This window comes from Streptomyces sp. NPDC090025 (assembly GCF_044748125.1).
Taxonomy (GTDB): domain Bacteria; phylum Actinomycetota; class Actinomycetes; order Streptomycetales; family Streptomycetaceae; genus Streptomyces.
The window spans coordinates 49,261-66,891 of record NZ_JBIVFL010000022.1 but is presented as its reverse complement, the minus strand read 5'-3'; the positions used below and the strand labels follow the sequence as shown (position 1 = coordinate 66,891).

Annotated in this window: 17 protein-coding genes and 3 tRNA genes; 9 read left to right on the top strand and 11 right to left on the bottom strand. The window is 70.9% G+C overall.

The genetic code is table 11. The features are described from left to right. Positions 1–6: 6 nt before the first annotated feature. The 5 genes from ACIPXM_RS33830 to ACIPXM_RS33810 all read right to left on the bottom strand — a co-directional run bounded on the left by ACIPXM_RS33830 (position 7) and on the right by ACIPXM_RS33810 (position 2,704). Entirely contained in the window at positions 7–846 is an 840-nt protein-coding gene (locus ACIPXM_RS33830) for an ABC transporter permease (protein WP_401663521.1), read from the bottom strand. Beyond that, positions 843–1,817: an ABC transporter ATP-binding protein gene (locus tag ACIPXM_RS33825; protein WP_401663519.1), complete on the bottom strand. Its 975-nt coding sequence runs from the start codon at positions 1,815–1,817 to the stop codon at positions 843–845. Before ACIPXM_RS33825 ends, ACIPXM_RS33830 begins: the two co-directional genes overlap by 4 nt. Positions 1,818–1,987: 170 nt before the next feature. Further along, positions 1,988–2,060, bottom strand: a tRNA-Gly gene (locus ACIPXM_RS33820). A gap of 78 nt (positions 2,061–2,138) precedes the next feature. Continuing rightward, positions 2,139–2,210 (bottom strand) — tRNA-Gly (locus tag ACIPXM_RS33815). A gap of 149 nt (positions 2,211–2,359) precedes the next feature. Then, positions 2,360–2,704 carry an Lsr2 family protein gene (locus ACIPXM_RS33810; RefSeq protein WP_401663517.1) on the bottom strand — a complete coding sequence of 115 codons (345 nt, stop codon included), beginning with the start codon at positions 2,702–2,704 and terminating at the stop codon, positions 2,360–2,362. A 328-nt stretch (positions 2,705–3,032) separates the two neighbouring features. On the opposite strand from ACIPXM_RS33810, the gene purS reads away from it, so the two are divergent. The 3 genes from purS to purL are packed head-to-tail and all read left to right on the top strand — an operon-like array spanning position 3,033 to position 6,240. Further along, positions 3,033–3,278: a phosphoribosylformylglycinamidine synthase subunit PurS gene (gene purS / locus ACIPXM_RS33805; protein WP_009996980.1), complete on the top strand. Its 246-nt coding sequence runs from the start codon at positions 3,033–3,035 to the stop codon at positions 3,276–3,278. Further along, positions 3,275–3,955 (top strand): phosphoribosylformylglycinamidine synthase subunit PurQ, encoded by a 681-nt coding sequence (purQ, locus tag ACIPXM_RS33800; RefSeq protein ID WP_401663514.1) that lies wholly within the window; start codon positions 3,275–3,277, stop codon positions 3,953–3,955. Before purS ends, purQ begins: the two co-directional genes overlap by 4 nt. Beyond that, positions 3,955–6,240, top strand: a complete 2,286-nt coding sequence (purL, locus tag ACIPXM_RS33795) for a phosphoribosylformylglycinamidine synthase subunit PurL (RefSeq protein WP_401663512.1) — start codon at positions 3,955–3,957, stop codon at positions 6,238–6,240. The genes purQ and purL overlap by 1 nt, the downstream gene beginning before the upstream one ends. A 102-nt stretch (positions 6,241–6,342) precedes the next feature. Here the strand turns inward: purL and ACIPXM_RS33790 are convergent, their stop codons facing one another. After that, the gene (locus ACIPXM_RS33790; RefSeq protein ID WP_401663510.1) at positions 6,343–6,753 is read right to left on the bottom strand and encodes a nuclear transport factor 2 family protein; all 411 of its coding nucleotides are present in this window, start codon (positions 6,751–6,753) and stop codon (positions 6,343–6,345) included. A gap of 68 nt (positions 6,754–6,821) precedes the next feature. Here ACIPXM_RS33790 and ACIPXM_RS33785 point away from each other — a divergent pair, with 68 nt between their 5' ends. Next, entirely contained in the window at positions 6,822–7,634 is an 813-nt protein-coding gene (locus ACIPXM_RS33785) for a sterol carrier family protein (RefSeq protein WP_401663508.1), read from the top strand. Positions 7,635–7,769: 135 nt separating this feature from the next. Next, on the top strand, positions 7,770–8,648 hold the full coding sequence (locus ACIPXM_RS33780) for an META domain-containing protein (RefSeq protein ID WP_401663506.1): 879 nt from the start codon (positions 7,770–7,772) through the stop codon (positions 8,646–8,648). 9 nt (positions 8,649–8,657) lie between these two features. Here the strand turns inward: ACIPXM_RS33780 and ACIPXM_RS33775 are convergent, their stop codons facing one another. Then, positions 8,658–10,103: a sulfatase-like hydrolase/transferase gene (locus ACIPXM_RS33775; RefSeq protein WP_401663504.1), complete on the bottom strand. Its 1,446-nt coding sequence runs from the start codon at positions 10,101–10,103 to the stop codon at positions 8,658–8,660. A gap of 193 nt (positions 10,104–10,296) precedes the next feature. Next, positions 10,297–10,398 (bottom strand): putative leader peptide, encoded by a 102-nt coding sequence (locus ACIPXM_RS33770; protein ID WP_401663502.1) that lies wholly within the window; start codon positions 10,396–10,398, stop codon positions 10,297–10,299. A gap of 298 nt (positions 10,399–10,696) precedes the next feature. Here ACIPXM_RS33770 and purF point away from each other — a divergent pair, with 298 nt between their 5' ends. Beyond that, positions 10,697–12,223: an amidophosphoribosyltransferase gene (purF, locus tag ACIPXM_RS33765; RefSeq protein WP_401663500.1), complete on the top strand. Its 1,527-nt coding sequence runs from the start codon at positions 10,697–10,699 to the stop codon at positions 12,221–12,223. Positions 12,224–12,292: 69 nt separating this feature from the next. Then, on the top strand, positions 12,293–13,363 hold the full coding sequence (gene purM, locus ACIPXM_RS33760) for a phosphoribosylformylglycinamidine cyclo-ligase (protein ID WP_401663497.1): 1,071 nt from the start codon (positions 12,293–12,295) through the stop codon (positions 13,361–13,363). A 141-nt stretch (positions 13,364–13,504) separates the two neighbouring features. Here purM and ACIPXM_RS33755 read toward each other — a convergent pair whose 3' ends face one another. Together ACIPXM_RS33755 and ACIPXM_RS33750 are read right to left on the bottom strand one after the other, a co-directional pair. Further along, positions 13,505–13,762, bottom strand: coding sequence for a DUF3073 domain-containing protein (locus ACIPXM_RS33755; RefSeq protein ID WP_401663495.1), 258 nt, complete (start codon positions 13,760–13,762; stop codon positions 13,505–13,507). A gap of 277 nt (positions 13,763–14,039) precedes the next feature. Continuing rightward, positions 14,040–15,128 carry a Leu/Phe/Val dehydrogenase gene (locus tag ACIPXM_RS33750; RefSeq protein WP_401663493.1) on the bottom strand — a complete coding sequence of 363 codons (1,089 nt, stop codon included), beginning with the start codon at positions 15,126–15,128 and terminating at the stop codon, positions 14,040–14,042. A gap of 157 nt (positions 15,129–15,285) precedes the next feature. On the opposite strand from ACIPXM_RS33750, the gene ACIPXM_RS33745 reads away from it, so the two are divergent. Both ACIPXM_RS33745 and bldC read left to right on the top strand, forming a co-directional pair. Then, a complete protein-coding gene (locus ACIPXM_RS33745; RefSeq protein ID WP_401663491.1) occupies positions 15,286–16,179 on the top strand; it encodes a hypothetical protein in 894 nt (297 codons plus the stop codon). A gap of 544 nt (positions 16,180–16,723) precedes the next feature. After that, on the top strand, positions 16,724–16,930 hold the full coding sequence (gene bldC / locus ACIPXM_RS33740; protein WP_003949541.1) for a developmental transcriptional regulator BldC: 207 nt from the start codon (positions 16,724–16,726) through the stop codon (positions 16,928–16,930). Positions 16,931–17,497: 567 nt separating this feature from the next. Here bldC and ACIPXM_RS33735 read toward each other — a convergent pair. Then, positions 17,498–17,571, bottom strand: a tRNA-Asp gene (locus tag ACIPXM_RS33735). Between the last annotated feature and the right edge of the window lie 60 nt (positions 17,572–17,631).

Genomic DNA, 17,631 nt, shown 5'->3' with positions numbered 1-17,631 from the left:
CACAGCTCAGCGGCGCGGATCCCAGCGGAACCAGCGGCGGACGGCGTACGCGGACAGCGCGATCCAGACCACGGCGGCGAGCGCGGCCAGGGCGAGGTCGGCCGGTTCGACGGTGCCGGACCACCCGGCCCGTACCAGCGTCATGACGCCGGTCAGCGGCAGCAGTTCGCAGAGGGCGGCGATCCGGTCGGGCAGGATGCTGATCGGGAAGAACAGGCCCGAGCCGAAGATCGAGACGAGCAGCAGCGGCAGCGTGGTGAGCTGCGCGCTCTCCACGGTGCGGGTGACGGCCGAGGTGGCGGCGGCGATCGCGGTGAGCAGCACGATGCCGAGCAGGACCCCGGCGATCAGCAGCAGCGGCCGGGTGGGCGCGCCGAGTCCGAGGACGGTGACGCCGCCGACGGAGAGCAGCACGCACTGGGCCACGGTGAGCGCGGCGGCGGGCAGCGCGATCCCGGTGAGGATCTCCAGGTCGCGCGGTTCGCCGGTGCGCAGCCGTTTGAGCACCAGGCCCTCGCGGCGGGCGACGAACGCGGCGACCAGATTGGCGTGGACGACCATGAGCAGCGCCATCCCGATGCCGCCGGTGACGGCGGCGCCTGCGGCGCTGAGGCCGATGTCGCTGAGGTCGACCTCGGCGAGGGAGCTGCGGATCGAGCCGACCATGAGGACGGGGAGCAGTACGGCGACGAAGAGCGCCGATCGGTTGCGCAGGAGCAGGGTGAACTCGGCCCGGCCGAGCGCGCGGAGCCGTGCGGCGGCGCCGGTGACCTGGGCGCGGGTGGTGCCGGCGGTCGTGGCCGTGGTCGTCGCGGTCGTCGCGGGCGTCGTGGTCGGGGTGCTCATCGGGTGCTCGCCTTCTGGGAGATGCCGAGGGCGGACGGGGTGGGGGCGGTCTCGCCGGAGGCCGCGATCTCCAGGAACGCTTCCTCCAGGGACGCGGACCGGGCGTCGAGCCCGTCGAGCCGTACGCCCTCGGCGTCCGCCCAGCCGAGCAGTTCGGTGAGCGCGTCCTGGAGGTCGTACGTACGGATCTCGACGCGGCCGAGTTCGACGCGGCCGGCGCCGACGGTGTCCTCGGCGGCCCGCAGCCGGAGCGGAAGCCGGGCGGCGGGGACACCGGCGGGGAGCCGGAAGCGGATCCGGGCGGGCTGGGCGGCGGTGACCTCGGCGGGGGTGCCGGAGGTGACGATCCGGCCGCCGTGCATGATCGCCAGCCGGTCGGCGAGCGATTCCGCCTCTTCCAGGTAGTGGGTGGTGAGCACCACGGTGGTGCCGCGGGCGCGCAGGCCGCGGACTAGTTCCCAGGTGTCGCGGCGGCCCTCGGCGTCGAGTCCGGTGGTGGGTTCGTCGAGGAAGAGCACCTCGGGGTCGCCGAGCAGGGCGAGCGCGAGGTCGAGCCGTCGGCGTTCGCCGCCGGACAGCTGTTTGGTCCTGACGTCGGCGCGGTGGCCGAGTCCGACGGAGTCGAGGGCTTCGGCGAGCGGCCGCGCGCCGGTGGTGCACCCCGACCACATGCGTACGGTCTCGGCCACGGTCAGATCGGCGGGGAAGCCGCCTTCCTGGAGCATCACGCCGATCCGGGGGCGCACGGCGGCCCGTTGGGTGTAGGGGTCGTGCCCGAGGACGCGGACGGTGCCGCCGCTCGGGGCGGCCAGGCCCTCCAGGAGTTCGACGGTGGAGGTCTTTCCGGCGCCGTTGGTGCCGAGCAGGGCGAAGATCTCGCCGCGCGGCACGGTGAAGGAGATTCCCCCGACAGCCTCGAAGCCGCCGGTGTAGGTCCGGTGGAGGGCGTCCGCCTCGATCACGTTGGTCATGGATCCAGCGTCGGCCCGGCCGTGGGCCCGCGGCAGTGCGCGCTGTCATCGTCCGGACTGACAAATGTCATGGCGGGGACGGCGGCTGAGGCAGATGAAGGCACGGGAACACTGGGAACGGGGACACGACGAAGGCCCCGGTTCCTGAGAACCGGGGCCTTCGCTCCCTGAGCGGACGACGAGATTCGAACTCGCGACCCTCACCTTGGCAAGGTGATGCTCTACCAACTGAGCCACGTCCGCATGCCTCCGACCGGCTTCACCGGGCGGTGCGAGCACCACTCTACCTGATGCACCGGAGTGCTCGGTAATGCGGTGCAGAGCGGGTGACAGGGATTGCACACTGCGGCTTCCCCCTGGAAGGGGGCTGTTCTACTACTGAACTACACCCGCACGCTGCGTGGGACTTGGCCTGCGGCCTCGCCCCTCGGCGTGCTCCAGACTCTAGCGGATCATGGGGGGTGCAGTGCAAATCCGCTGCCGCGGCCCGTGGCTCGGCTCGCGGCTCGGCTCGTGAGCCCGCCCGTGAGTCCGCCCGTGAGTCAGCTCGCGGCCTGGAACGCCTCGTAGACGCGCTTGGGGATGCGGCCGCGGGCCGGCACCGCCATCTTGTTGGACTGCGCCCAGGCCCGTACCGCCGCCGGGTCGGGGGCGAGTGCGGTGCGCTTGAGCGGGCCGCCGAGCGGCCGGGCCCCGGCCTTGTGACCTGCCGCACTCACCTTGCGTCCGGCGGCCAGGTAAGGGGCGAGGGCCTTGCGCAGTTTCTTTGCATTGGCGGGATTCAGGTCGATCTCGTACGTCTTCCCGTCCAGTGCGAACGCGACCGTTTCCGCCGCTTCTCCGCCGTCGATGTCGTCGAAGAGGGTGACCACCACACGCTGAGCCACGGATATCGGTCCTTTCCTGCGGATCACCGCGCCGTCTCGCCTGCACGCACCGCCCTGACGTGCGGAGATGCCGATGGCGCGGTCAGCCGGGGACAATATTGCGTTCCTCTGCATTCCTTTGTACAGCGGTGGGCGGCGCATTGTGAAGCCCAGGCAATTGTTTCCGCGTGTCTCGGCGGCCGGGTGTCGGCGGAGAGTATTCCGCTTGAATTCACCGGGCTGGTGTGCTGGGGCCCTTTTGTAGGATCCTTCAGACTTCTACTCGCGTAGATTTTGGAGGCAGGTACGCTGAGGGAACCGCCCACGCAACACACCACCGGGAGTGCCAGTGGCACGCGTCGTAGTCGACGTCATGCTCAAGCCGGAGATCCTCGACCCGCAGGGACAGGCCGTGCAGCGCGCACTGCCCCGTCTCGGGTTCGACGGGATCGCCGACGTCCGCCAGGGGAAGCGCTTCGAGCTGGAGGTGGAGGGACCGGTCGACGAGGCCGCCCTCGCCCGCATCCATGAGATGGCCGAAACCTTCCTTGCCAACACCGTGATCGAAGACTTCATCGTGAAGGTGGAGTCGTGACCGCACGCATCGGCGTCGTCACGTTCCCCGGAACGCTCGACGACCGGGACGCGCTGCGCGCCGCCCGGCTCGCGGGCGCCGAGGCCGTGCCGCTCTGGCACCGCGACAAGGACCTCAAGCAGGTCGACGCGGTGGTCCTCGCGGGCGGCTTCTCGTACGGCGACTACCTGCGGGCCGGCGCCATCTCCCGCTTCTCGCCGGTGATGGGCACGATCATCGAGCAGGCGAAGGCGGGCATGCCCGTCCTCGGCATCTGCAACGGCTTCCAGATCCTCACCGAGGCCCATCTGCTGCCGGGCGCGATGCTGCGCAACAACCACCTGCACTTCATCTGCCGTGACCAGAAGCTGCGGGTGGAGAACACCGGGACCGCCTGGACCGCCGACTACGAGCAGGGCCAGGAGATCCAGGTCCCGCTCAAGAACATGGACGGCCGGTACGTCGCCGACGAGCGCGTCCTCGACGAGCTGGAGGCGGAGGGCCGGGTCGCGTTCCGCTACCTGGACGTCAACCCCAACGGCTCGCTTCGGGACATCGCGGGCATCACCAACGCCGCCGGGAACGTGGTCGGTCTGATGCCGCACCCCGAGCACGCCGTGGAGCCGCTGATCGGCACCGGCAGGACCGACGGCCTCGGTTTCTTCACCTCGATCCTCAAGAAGCTGGTCAACGCCTGATGCTGTCTTCTTCCGGGGGGCGACCCCCGTACCCCCGCTCTCTCGACACCGTCAAGCACGCGAACGAGACGCCCGACGTCGAGCAGCCCTGGAAGGAACTCGGCCTCAAGGAGGACGAGTACGCGCGCATCCGGGAGATCCTCGGCCGCCGCCCGACCGGCGCCGAGCTCGCCATGTACTCGGTCATGTGGTCCGAGCACTGCTCGTACAAGAGCAGCAAGGTCCACCTGAAGCAGTTCGGCGAGAAGGTCCCCGCCAACGACGCCATGCTCGTCGGCATCGGTGAGAACGCCGGTGTCGTCGACGTCGGCCAGGGGTACGCGGTCACCTTCAAGGTCGAGTCGCACAACCACCCCTCGTACATCGAGCCCTACCAGGGCGCGGCCACCGGCGTCGGCGGCATCGTCCGCGACATCCTCGCCATGGGTGCCCGCCCGGTCGCCGTGGTCGACCCGCTGCGCTTCGGCGCCGCCGACCACCCCGACACCAAGCGCGTGCTGCCCGGTGTCGTCGCGGGCATCGGCGGCTACGGCAACTGCCTGGGCCTGCCCAACATCGGCGGCGAGGTCGTCTTCGACTCCTGCTACCAGGGCAACCCGCTGGTCAACGCCGGCTGCATCGGCGTGATGAAGCACGAGGACATCCACCTCGCGAAGGCGTCGGGCCCCGGCAACAAGGTCATCCTGTACGGCGCCCGCACCGGCGGCGACGGCATCGGCGGCGTCTCCGTGCTGGCCTCGGAGACCTTCGACGACACCAAGCCGACCAAGCGCCCCGCCGTCCAGGTCGGCGACCCGTTCCAGGAGAAGCTCCTCATCGAGTGCACCCTGGAGATCTTCAAGGAGAAGCTGGTCGCCGGCATCCAGGACCTCGGCGGCGCCGGGCTGTCCTGCGCCACCAGCGAGCTGGCCTCGGCCGGTTCCGGCGGCATGCGGGTCGACCTCGACACCGTGCCGCTGCGCGACGCGACGCTCTCGCCCGAGGAGATCCTCATGAGCGAGTCGCAGGAGCGGATGTGCGCGATCGTCGAGCCGCGGCACGTCGACCGCTTCATGGAGATCTGCGAGAAGTGGGACGTCACCGCCACCGTCATCGGTGAGGTCACGGACGGCGACCACCTGGAGATCTACTGGCACGGCGAGCTCGTCGTGGACGTGCCCCCGGGCACCGTCGCCCACGAGGGCCCGACCTACCACCGCCCCTACGCGCGCCCGGAGTGGCAGGACGCCCTCCAGGCCGACGACGCGGGCAAGCTGCCCCGGCCGCAGGACGGCGCCGCGCTGAAGGACCAGGTCCTGAAGCTGGTCGGCTCGCCGAACCAGGCGTCCAAGGCGTGGATCACCGACCAGTACGACCGCTTCGTGCAGGGCAACACCGTGCTCGCCCAGCCCGAGGACGCCGGCATGATCCGGATCGACGAGGAGTCGAACCTGGGCGTGGCCATGGCGACCGACGGCAACGGCCGGTACGCCAAGCTCGACCCGTACACCGGTGCGCAGCTCGCGCTGGCGGAGGCGTACCGCAACGTCGCCGCCTCCGGCGCCAAGCCGCTGGCCATCTCGGACTGCCTGAACTTCGGTTCGCCCGAGGACCCGGCCGTGATGTGGCAGTTCGCCGAGGCCACCCGTGGTCTCGCGGACGGCTGCCTGGCCCTGGGCACCCCGGTGACCGGCGGCAATGTGTCGCTGTACAACCAGACCGGTGACGTGGCGATCCACCCGACGCCCGTCGTGGCCGTCCTCGGTGTGATCGACGACGTCAACCGCCGTACCCCGATCGCCTTCGCGGAAGAGGGCCAGCTCCTCTACCTGCTCGGCGACACCAAGGAGGAGTTCGGCGGTTCGGCCTGGTCCGAGGTGATCCACCAGCACCTCGGCGGGATGCCGCCGGCCGTGGACCTCGACCGGGAGAAGCTGCTCGGTGAGATCCTGATCTCGGCCTCGCGCGACGGCATGATCGACGCGGCGCACGACCTGTCCGACGGCGGTCTGGTGCAGGCGGTCGTCGAGTCCTGCCTGCGCGGCGGCAACGGCGCGCGCCTGATCGTGCCGGAGGGCCTGGACGCCTTCACCTTCCTGTTCAGCGAGTCGGCGGGCCGCGCGGTCGTCGCCGTCCCGCGCAGCGAGGAGCTCCGCTTCACCGACATGTGCGGTGCGCGGGGTCTGCCGGCCACCCGGATCGGTGTCGTCGACGGCGAATCGGTCGACGTGCAGGGCGAGTTCAGCCTGACCCTGGACGAGCTGCGGACGGTCCACGAGGCGACGATCCCGGGCCTGCTGGCCTGAGCGTTCCGAGCGTTCTGAGTGACGAGCCCCCATCCGTACGGTCGTCCGTACGGGTGGGGGCTCGGCCATGTCGTGCGGTCGTGCGGTCGTCCGGTCGGCCGGTCAGCCGGTGCCCCAGAAGGAGTCCGCCTCCACGATGTCGGCGACGCATTCGTCGATGTCGGAGATCTTGTCGCCGATCAGGGTGAAGAACAGGCCGCCATCCATCTCGATCCCGCGGTCGCCGTGGTCGGCGTGGAACCGGTGGACGGACATGGCGTGCCCGCGGCCGTCCACGTACACGTCCTTCAGCTCCACCTGGAAGGTGCCGCCGGTGAGTTCGGCGAGCTTGGCGTAGTAGCCGCCGAGCACGTTGTCCCGGCCTTTGTAGTGCCCCGAGAGCTGGCTCTCGCCGGGCACGTGGTGGGTGCAGTCGCTGGTCATCATCCCGGCCAGCGCCGCCATGTCACCTGCGCTGAACGCTGCGTAGCCCCGGCGGATCAGCGCGGCATCGGGGTGCTCATGATGCGTCATGGTCCCGGCACTGCCTTTCGGTGAGGGGATGTGCCCCCTTCCTCAAGTCTCGGGGCTAGCCTCTGCCCATGCCACCCGCGAACCGCCCGGCGAGCCCGGCCGCCAAGAAGCGCCCCCGCCGCTACGACTCCGCCAAGACCCGGGCCGCCGTGCTCGCCCAGTTCCGGCAGGTACGGGACGGGGTCCTCGCGCTGTCGCCGGAGGCGCTCGACGGGCCGACCCGGCTCGGCGCGTGGACGGTACGGGACCTGGCGGCGCACCTGGTGTGGATGATGGGCTCGGTGCCGGAGCTGCTGGCCGCCCCCGCCCCGCCGAAGAGTGAACTCGCGCTGCTCGACTGGCCGTTCCGGCTCGCCGGGGCGGCGGAGCGGATCGACGAGTGGACCCGGGGCATGGACGCGGCCGATCTGGCCGGGCTGTTCGCGGAGACGGAGCGGGCGTACGAGGCGGCGCTCGCCGGTGCGCCGGACGAGCGGGTGCTGCCGGTGAGCCTGGGTGCGATGACCCTGGGCGACTTCCTGGTGACCCGTACCGTCGAGCTCGTCGTCCACACCGACGACCTGAACGCGGCCACCGGGCTCGCGATCCCCTTCGACCGGCAGGCGCTCGCCGCGTGCACCCGGCTGCTCGCCGACGCCCTCGCGGCGAAGGCGCCGGGCGGTGCGGTGGAGGTGCGGATCCCGCCGTACGCGGTGGTGCAGTGCGTCGAGGGGCCCCGGCACACCCGGGGCACCCCGCCGAACGTGATCGAGACCGACCCGACGACCTGGCTGCGGCTGGCGACCGGCCGGGCGGCCTGGGCGGCGGAGCTGGACGCGGCCCGGGTCAGCGCGAGCGGCGAGCGGGCGGACCTGACGGGGCTGCTGCCGCTGCTGAGCTGAGACCCGGATCCCGGATCCCGGATCCCGGATCCCGGATCCCGGATCCCGGATCCCGGATCCCGGATACGTACGGACCTGGGCACCGAAGTCGTACGGGCACCGGAACCGTACGGGCACCCGCCCCGTCCCACCGGCATGCAGAAGCCGCGCACCCTCCGCCACCGCCCGGCCGCTCCGGCGCTCCTGGTCGCCGCCACCGCCCTGGGCCTCCTCCTCTCCGCCTGCGGTACGGGCTCGGGCTCGGATCCGGGATCCGGTACGGGATCCGGTACGGGTTCGGGTTCGGGCTCCGGCGCGGACAGCCCGGACCTGCCGGTGACCGGCACGGCCTGGCAGGTCGCGGCGGTCACCGCCGACGGCGTCCGTTCGGTGGCGCCGCCCGGTGCCCGCCTGGAGTTCAAGGACGGCGGGCGGGCCCAGGGCGACACCGGCTGCAACCACTTCGGGGCGACGGCCGCCGTGCGCGGCGACACCGTCACGGTGAAGCCGCAGGAGGTCACCGCGATCGGCTGCCCCGGTGACCGGCAGCGCTTCGAGAAGGCGCTGCTCGCGGCCCTCGGCGGCGGTGACCTCAAGGGCCGGCTCGCCGGTACCGCCCTCACCCTGACCTCGGCCGACGGCCGCCGCGGTGTGGAGCTGACCGCCGAGCCCGCCGCCCCGCTGGTCGGCACCGAGTGGCGGGTGACCGGCCTGGTCGAGGGCGACACCGCGAGCTCGGTCCCGGCCGGGGCCGAGGACAAGGCGCGGCTGACCTTCGGCGAGGACGGCCGGCTGACCGGCCGCCTCGGCTGCAACCGGGTCACCGCCCCGGTCACCGTCACCCCGAAGACGCTGACCCTGGGCACGATCGCCACCACCCGGATGATGTGCACCGGACCGGAGATGGCGCTGGAGACCAAGCTGTACGAGTCCCTCGACGGGCCGCTGAACTACCGGGTCGACCACCGCACCCTGACGGTCACCGATGCGAGCGGGCACGGTTTCACGGCGACGGCGACGGCGGCAGCGGCCTGAGGACACGACCTAGACCGGGTACGGCAGCAGCCCGGCGTTGGTCCGTTCCCAGGCGGCGCGCAGTTCGGCGAGCCGCCCCGGTTCGTGCCCGGCCCGGTCGGCCTGTTCGCGGACGTCCTCGGAGAGGTGGAACAGCTGGTCGCGGCCGCCGCTGCCCCGGTAGTACTTCCAGTCGCCGCGGCGCAGCGCCCGCTCCCCGCGCACCCGCCAGAACAGGTCGCGCTCCGGCACGGACGTGCCGCGCAGCAGGTGTCCGGCGAGGCTGGTGCCGTCGAGCGGGTAGCCGGGGTGGGGGCGGGCGCCGGCGATCTCCAGGAGGGTGGCGGTCCAGTCGGGGGAGTACACGGGCAGGTCGCTGACCTGGCCGCCGTCGATGCGGGCGGGCCAGCGCAGGATCGACGGGACGCGGATGCCGCCCTCCTGGAGGGAGCCCTTGTTCCCGGCCAGCGGCCAGTTGTGGGAGAAGCGTTCGCCGCCGTTGTCGCTGGCGAAGAAGACGAGGGTGTCGCGCTCGCGGCCCGCGCGGCGCAGCGCGTCGAGGACGCGGCCGACCGAGCGGTCGAGGTCCTCGACCATCTCCTTGTAGACGGCGAGGGAGCCGCCGTCCTGGTGCCAGAGGGCGGAGCGGTCCCCGGCCTTGATGCGGCGGACGATCTCGGCGCTGGTCTCGGTGTCGCCGTCGGTGATCCAGGGCCAGTGCGGGGTGGTGAAGTTGAGGTTGAGCAGGAACGGCCGGTCGTGGTCGCGGCTGACGTACTCGGCGGCCCGCTCGGTGAGGATCCGGGTGTAGTAGCGCAGGTCCTTGTGTTCGGCGTCGCCCTCGTAGAGGTCGTACTCGCCGCCGAGGCCGAGCTTGGAGTAGTACTCCAGGGCGCCGCCGAAGTTGCCGAAGAACTCGTCCCAGCCGGACCGGGTGGGCGAGTAGTCGGGCAGGTAGCCGCAGTGCCACTTGCCGATGAGGGCGGTGGCGTATCCGGCGCCCTTGAGCAGTGAGGCGAGCGTGGGGTGGCTGGGTTCGAGGCCGACGGACCTGTCCGCGATGGGTTCGGCGAGGCCGCCCTTGGTCCGGCCGGGGTAGCGCCCGGTGTAGAGGCTGAAGCGGGTGGGGGAGCAGGTCGCGGAGCCGGAGTAGGCGTCGGTGAAGCGGACGCCCTGGCGGGCGAGCCGGTCGAGGTGCGGGGTGCGGATGTCGGGGGAGCCGTAGCTGGAGAGGTCGGCCCAGCCGAGGTCGTCGCCGAGGACGAAGAGGATGTTGGGGCGCCGGGAGTGGCGGCCGGGGGCGGCCCGGAACGGCCGCTCGGCCGGGGCGGGCGCGGCGGTCCCCGCTCCGGCGGGCGCGGCCTCGGCGGGGGTGGCTCCGAGGGCGAGCGCGGCGGCCGTTCCGGCGGCGGCGCCGCCGAGGGCGCGCCGGGTGAGCGGCGTGGGCGTGGCGGGGTTCGGGGTGTTCGGGGACATGCGGGACTCCTGGAAGGTCGTACGCGAAGCGCACGGAACGCACGGGAACGCACGGGAACGCACGGATCACGCGAGGCGCGCCCGCGGGCACGGGTGCGCGCGGGCGCACCGGCGGGCGGCGGTTCCGGTGCCGGGCTCCGGTGACGTGGGGTGAAGGATGAAGCGGGCCTGAGGAGGCGGACGGCGCGGTTGCTCAGGCGCAGCGACAGATGGCGCTCGCGACACGGGCCAGGTCCACGTGTCGGCGCTCGGTGAGGGTGACCGAACGGTCACGCACGGGCTGCCTGATCTGCATGGTGAGGAAGCCTGGCGGAGGGTCCTGGCAGGTGTCAACGGCCCATCCGCACCGTGGACTTTCCGTGCCCTCCGTCACATCCCGACCGTCCGGCACGTGGACTCCGGGTGGCCGTGCGGGGACGCCTGCGAGGAAGTGACCGGCCGGTAACCCTTGGGGGCGCTGCTTTGTGGGCTCCGACAAGGATCGAAAGATCAGTTCGTGGGAATCTACGAGAAGATCACCTTGGACTCGAAGGCCCTACCACGACCCGTTCCCCAATTCGGACCAGTGGTCGATCTCGCCTACACTCGGTGCCGTGCCACGTGGTGACGGTCGACTCAATCACGATCTGCTCCCCGGCGAGAAAGGCCCCCAGGACGCTTGTGGCGTCTTCGGTGTCTGGGCTCCGGGTGAAGAGGTCGCAAAGCTCACGTACTTCGGGCTCTACGCCCTCCAGCATCGGGGCCAGGAATCCGCGGGAATCGCGGTCAGCAACGGCTCCCAGATCCTCGTCTTCAAGGACATGGGACTTGTCTCCCAGGTCTTCGACGAGACCTCGCTCGGTTCCCTCCAGGGTCATATCGCGGTCGGTCACGCCCGCTACTCGACCACCGGGGCCTCCGTGTGGGAGAACGCGCAGCCGACGTTCCGGGCGACCGCCCACGGCTCGATCGCGCTCGGCCACAACGGCAACCTGGTGAACACGGCGCAGCTGGCCGAGATGGTCGCCGACCTCCCCAAGAAGGAGGGCCGGGCCACCCAGGTCGCCGCCACCAACGACACCGACCTGGTCACCGCGCTCCTCGCGGGCCAGGTGGCCGAGGACGGCACGCCGCTCACCATCGAGCAGGCGGCCATGAAGGTCCTCCCCGACGTCCGGGGCGCCTTCTCCCTCGTCTTCATGAACGAGCACACGCTCTACGCGGCCCGTGACCCGCAGGGCATCCGCCCGCTGGTGCTCGGCCGTCTGGAGCGCGGCTGGGTGGTCGCGTCCGAGACCGCCGCCCTCGACATCTGCGGCGCGACCTTCGTCCGCGAGGTCGAGCCGGGCGAGCTGATCGCCGTCGACGAGAACGGCATGCGCACCTCGCGATTCGCGGAAGCGAAGCCCAAGGGCTGCGTTTTCGAGTATGTGTACCTGGCGCGTCCCGACACCCAGATCGCCGGCCGGAACGTGTACCTCTCCCGGGTGGAGATGGGCCGCAGGCTGGCCAAGGAGTCGCCGGTCGACGCCGACCTGGTGATAGCGACGCCGGAGTCCGGCACCCCGGCCGCCATCGGTTACGCGGAGGCGTCCGGCATCCCGTTCGGCGCCGGCCTGGTCAAGAACGCCTACGTGGGCCGGACCTTCATCCAGCCCTCGCAGACCATCCGCCAGCTGGGCATCCGGCTGAAGCTGAACCCGCTCAAGGAAGTCATCAAGGGCAAGCGCCTGGTGGTCGTGGACGACTCGATCGTCCGCGGCAACACCCAGCGCGCGCTGGTCCGGATGCTCCGCGAGGCCGGGGCCGCCGAGGTCCACATCCGGATCTCGTCGCCGCCGGTGAAGTGGCCCTGCTTCTTCGGCATCGACTTCGCCACCCGCGCGGAGCTGATCGCCAACGGCATGACGGTCGAGGAGATCGGCGCGTCGCTGGGGGCGGACTCGCTCACGTACATCTCGCTGGACGGGATGATCGAGGCGACCACCATCCAGAAGCCCAACCTGTGCCGCGCCTGCTTCGACGGCGAGTACCCGATGGAGCTTCCGGACCCCGAGCTGCTCGGCAAGCAGCTCCTGGAGACGGAGCTGGCCGCCGGTCCCGCCGCCACCGCGGCGGCCGACGCCCTGCGCCGCCCGTAGCCGCCGGGTCGCGGCCCGCAAAGCCCCGCTGCAGCCGCAGCAACGAGTTCGACACGAAAGTGCTCCAGCATGTCTGCTGATTCTTCCGGTGCCAGCTACGCGAGCGCGGGCGTCGACATCGAGGCGGGCGACCGCGCCGTCGAGCTCATGAAGGAGTGGGTCAAGAAGACCCGGCGCCCCGAGGTCCTCGGCGGCCTCGGCGGCTTCGCCGGGCTCTTCGACGCCTCCGCCCTCAAGCGCTACGAGCGTCCGCTGCTCGCCTCCGCCACCGACGGGGTGGGCACCAAGGTCGACATCGCCCGCCAGCTCGGCGTCTACGACACCATCGGCCACGACCTGGTCGCCATGGTCATGGACGACATCGTGGTGTGCGGCGCCGAACCGCTGTTCATGACCGACTACATCTGCGTCGGCAAGGTGCACCCCGAGCGGGTCGCCGCCATCGTCAAGGGCATCGCCGAGGGCTGCGTCCTGGCCGGCTGCGCCCTGGTCGGCGGCGAGACCGCGGAGCACCCGGGCCTGCTCGGCCCGGACGACTTCGACGTGGCGGGCGCGGGCACCGGTGTCGTCGAGCACGATCTGCTGCTCGGCCCCGATCGCATCCGTACGGGTGACGCGGTCATCGCGATGGCGTCCTCCGGTCTTCACTCCAACGGGTACTCGCTGGTCCGGCACGTGGTGTTCGACCGGGCCGGGATGACCCTGGACCAGCGGGTCGAGGAGTTCGGCCGGACGCTCGGCGAGGAGCTCCTGGAGCCCACCAAGATCTACTCCCTCGACTGCCTGGCGCTCACCAGGACCACCGAGGTGCACGCCTTCAGCCACATCACCGGCGGCGGTCTCGCGGCCAACCTGGCCCGGGTGATCCCGGACGGGATGCACGCCGTGGTCGACCGCTCGACCTGGACCCCCGGCGCCGTGTTCGACCTGGTCGGCACCGCCGGGCAGGTGGAGCGTCTGGAGCTGGAGAAGACCCTCAACATGGGCGTCGGCATGATGGCGGTCGTGCCCGCCGAGTCGGTCGAGGCGGCCCTGACCACGCTCGCCGACCGCGGGGTCGAGGCGTGGGTGGCCGGTGAGATCACCGAGCGCGGCGAGCGGACCACCGGCGCGGAGCTGGTCGGCGACTACGCCAAGTAACGAGGAACGGAACCTACGAAGGGGCGCCTCCCCAGGAGGCGCCCCTTCGTAGGTTCCGCCGAAGTGCCGCGCGCGATCCGTCTCCGGACAGCGCAGAAACCCGGTCCAGGTACCCCGGACCGGGTTTCGTTGTTCAGAAGGTCAAGCGCGACGCTGAGCGGACGCCGGACCGGACTCGTCGTCCTCGTCCTCGTCGTCCGTGTTGTAGAGATCCGCGTACTGCGCGTACGGGTCCTCTTCTTCCTCGTCGTCGTCCTCGAACGGCTCGCCATTCGGCGGCTGGCTCGAAGTCGAAGCGCCCAGCTCATTGGCCAGACGCGTCAGGTCCGTCCCGCCGCTGCTGTACTTCAGCTGGCGGGCGACCTTGGTCTGCTTGGCCTTTGCCCGGCCGCGCCCCATGGCTCGACCCCCTCGGTGACGGGGCTCGTCGGCCCCAGAGTCTTGACACGCGTTCATGATTCGGAACGGACTCTCGATGGAGAGACCGGTCCGTAGGGGTTCAACGGTACCTGTTTCCTCGGGTCTACGGTACGCCGCGCGCATCACATACCCCGGTACAGAACCGAAGAGGTGCCCAGTCCTTGCTGGTCAGTCGCGATTTTAACCTCTTCTTGAGGTCCGACCCGCCGATTGGCGTGAGCGATGTCTCGCGATCGCCGGGCCGGACCTGTCAAGCTCAGCCCTGGCGCGCCTCGGCCATGCGCTGCTCGGCGATCCGGTCGGCCGCGGCGGCCGGCGGAATTCCATCGGACTTCGCACGTGCGAAGATCTCTAGGGTGGTGTCGAAGATCTTCGCGGCCTTGGCCTTGCAGCGGTCGAAGTCGAAGCCGTGCAGCTCGTCGGCGACCTGGATCACGCCACCGGCGTTCACCACGTAGTCGGGCGCGTAGAGGACACCGCGGTCGGCGAGGTCCTTCTCGACGCCCGGGTGGGCCAGCTGGTTGTTGGCCGCGCCGCAGACGATCGCCGCGGTGAGCACCGCGACGGTGTCGTCGTCGAGGGCGCCGCCCAGCGCGCAGGGCGCGTAGATGTCGAGGCCCTCGGTGCGGATCAGGTCGTCGGTGTCGGCGGCGACGGAGACCTGCGGGAACCTTTCGGTGATCCGGCGGACCGATTCCTCGCGGACGTCGGTGACGACGACCTCGGCACCGTCCGACAGCAGGTGCTCGACCAGGTGGTGGCCGACCTTGCCGACGCCCGCGACGCCGACCTTGCGGCCGCGCAGCGTCGGGTCGCCCCACAGGTGCTGCGCGGAGGCGCGCATGCCCTGGAAGACGCCGTAGGCGGTGAGCACGGAGGAGTCGCCGGCGCCGCCGTTCTCGGGGGAGCGGCCGGTGGTCCAGCGGTTGGTGCGGGCGACCACGTCCATGTCGGCGACATAGGTGCCGACGTCGCAGGCCGTGACGTAGCGGCCGCCGAGGGAGGCCACGAAGCGCCCGTAGGCGAGCAGCAGTTCCTCGGTCTTGATCTGCTCCGGGTCGCCGATGATGACGGCCTTGCCGCCGCCGTGGTCGAGACCGGCCAGGGCGTTCTTGTACGACATGCCGCGGGCGAGGTTGAGCGCGTCGGCGACGGCCTCGGCCTCGGTGGCGTACGGGTAGAAGCGGGTGCCGCCGAGGGCGGGGCCCAGGGCGGTGTTGTGGAGGGCGATGACGGCCTTGAGGCCCGTGGCCCGGTCCTGGCACAGCACGATCTGCTCGTGGCCGCCCTGCGTCGAGTGGAACAGGGTGTGCAGTACGTCGGGCACGCCGGTCACATCGGTCACGGTGGTGACTCCCAAGTACGAAACGGCGGAAGGTCCTTCCCCTGCGGGTGGGGGGTGGGACCAGGTCGGGACGAGGGTAAGTCCTACCTGGCCGTAGCAGGGCCGCAGTGCTGCGGATCACCCCCTCGCGGAGTACTGCCGTGGAAGGATTTGCGACATGTCGGACCCCTCTTCGGTGCTCGTCCCCTACGCCGCCTATCTGCGGGTGTACGAGCCGCTCGCGGCGTTCCCCGAGCCGGAGCGGGGCCATTGGGCGCGCTACGCGCGGCGCGGGGAGTTCCCGGACGCCCAGGACGAGCTGCGCCGCTCGCTCGCGGACCTGCTGCCGGTGCCGCCCGTGCCGGTGCCGGTGCGGGAGAGCGGGGACGCGTTCGTGGCGACCGTGGACGGGGTGGTCCTGGTCTGTCCGTGGCGGACCCGGCTGCGCAGCCGGCTGGCGCTGGCGGAGCTGCTGGACGGCTCGCTGCCGGGTCCGGTCCTGGACGCGATGGTGCCGCCGGTGGTGCGGGCGCAGCTGACGGCGGATCACGAGCGGTGGCGGGAGCGGAACCCGGACGCCCGGCCGTGGATCCGGAGTTCGGTGTGGCGGGTGCCGCTGGCCTGGTTCGCGCTGTTCGGGGACGAGGAGCGGGAGTACGCGCCGCCGGGACCGGGGCCGGGGACGGAGCCGGAGCGGGGCGGTGCGGCGGGGCCGGAGCGGGGTGCTCCGGCGGGGCTGCGCTACCGGACGACGATGGCGCAGGCGCGGCGCAGGCTGGCGCGGGCGCTGAAGGCGCTGCGCGGGGCGATCGCGGACGGTCCGATGACGGAGAGCCTGGTCGACGTGGGGCGCTGGCTGGAGGAGTTCCATCCGCGGGCGCTGGTGGAGCTGGACTACGGCGGCCTGGTGCAGGTGGTGGCGGCCGGGGCGCTGGCCGCGGACCGCTCGGCGGCGGACGTGGCGGCGGGGGTGGCGGCGCTGCGGGACGGCGACGGGGTCGCGGCCCAGGAGGCGTACGGGCGGTTCGCGGAGCGCTGGCGGGCGGTGCATGACCTGAGGTTCGCCAGCTGATCACCGGCCGGACACGTCCACCTGATGTAAATGATCTTCATCGCTGGACACCAGTTCGGGACTTTGGTGTCCTCGGAGGGGGACGTCGTACCCCCGCCCCGGGACGTAGGTCCCGATCCGGGCCTTTGGCTCAAGCGTGACGGACAGCACTTAACGCACCCTTGCGCCCATCACCCACCCTCGTGCCAAAATAGGACAAGGAGTCCGGGGAGGGTTCCTTCCGTCCAACTTTGGGCGGAACGCTCGACATTGCACTCTATGGGGGGTCTGAGGACTCCTGATCGCTCTGTGACTGATCGTCACAGTGGCGTGACTGTCCGTTATGGCATGGTCCATCGACTTCCGCCGCTGATGAACACCTGCGAGGGCAATTCCATCGGTTTGGCCGACGTGGCTGGACGGATGGTGTAGTTGTAGTGCCGAGGACAAGCCGTTCGTCCTATAACCGACTCGGCCCGCTTCTGCCATTTCGGGCAAGGCGGGTCAAGGTGCAGAATTTAGAGGAAAGAACCGAGAAGGTTCGGTTCTCCCGAGGAGGCCGCTCATGACCGCTCGCACCCCTGATGCCGAGCCGCTGCTGACCCCCGCCGAGGTTGCCACGATGTTCCGCGTGGACCCGAAGACGGTGACCCGTTGGGCGAAGGCCGGCAAGCTCACGTCCATCCGCACCCTGGGTGGGCACCGCCGCTACCGCGAGGCCGAGGTCCGCGCCCTGCTGGCGGGCATTCCGCAGCAGCGCAGCGAAGCCTGAGGCGCTGGCGCAAGCCGCAACACCCTGTAGTTCCGGGCATTTTCCGGGTCCCCCAACCCGGTCGCCCACCCCATGTTCTGCCGACGCGTGACCTGCCCCAACAGGTTCCCCGTCATCGATCGCGTTGGACTCCGCCGGGTCCAGCGCGATCTTTTTTGTGCTCTCGGGGCCACCCGGCGCCGCTCCACGCCGCCCGTCCCGCGCCGCCGGGAAGCCCTCCCGGTGCTGTCCGGTTCCCGCCGGGACGCCCGCCGGACGCCCCCTGGATGCCCCTCGGAGGCGCCTTGGAGGAGCCTTGGACGGCCTCCGCGCGCTCCTCGCGGACCCGTCCCCACCTGGTGCAATTGCACATATTAAATCGGGGACATGTAGGAAGGGTGTAAACGCAGGCGTTTCCGAAACTGGTTCCGTGACTCCCGTCACACCGTCAAACTCTTGCCAGGGAACAGCCTTCCACCCCCGGGAGATCCACCAACCCGCCAGAGGTCACCCCTTGGTGGGACCTTGGTCCCTTGCCCCCGGGAACGCAAGAAGGCCCGCACCGATCGGTGCGGGCCTTCTTCACTGCGATCCTGACGGGACTTGAACCCGCGACCTCCACCTTGACAGGGTGGCGAGCTAACCAACTGCTCCACAGGACCTTCGCAACCTCTGGTGCGTGGCTGCGAGGAAAACTGTACAGCAGGTCAGCGGTCTGGTCG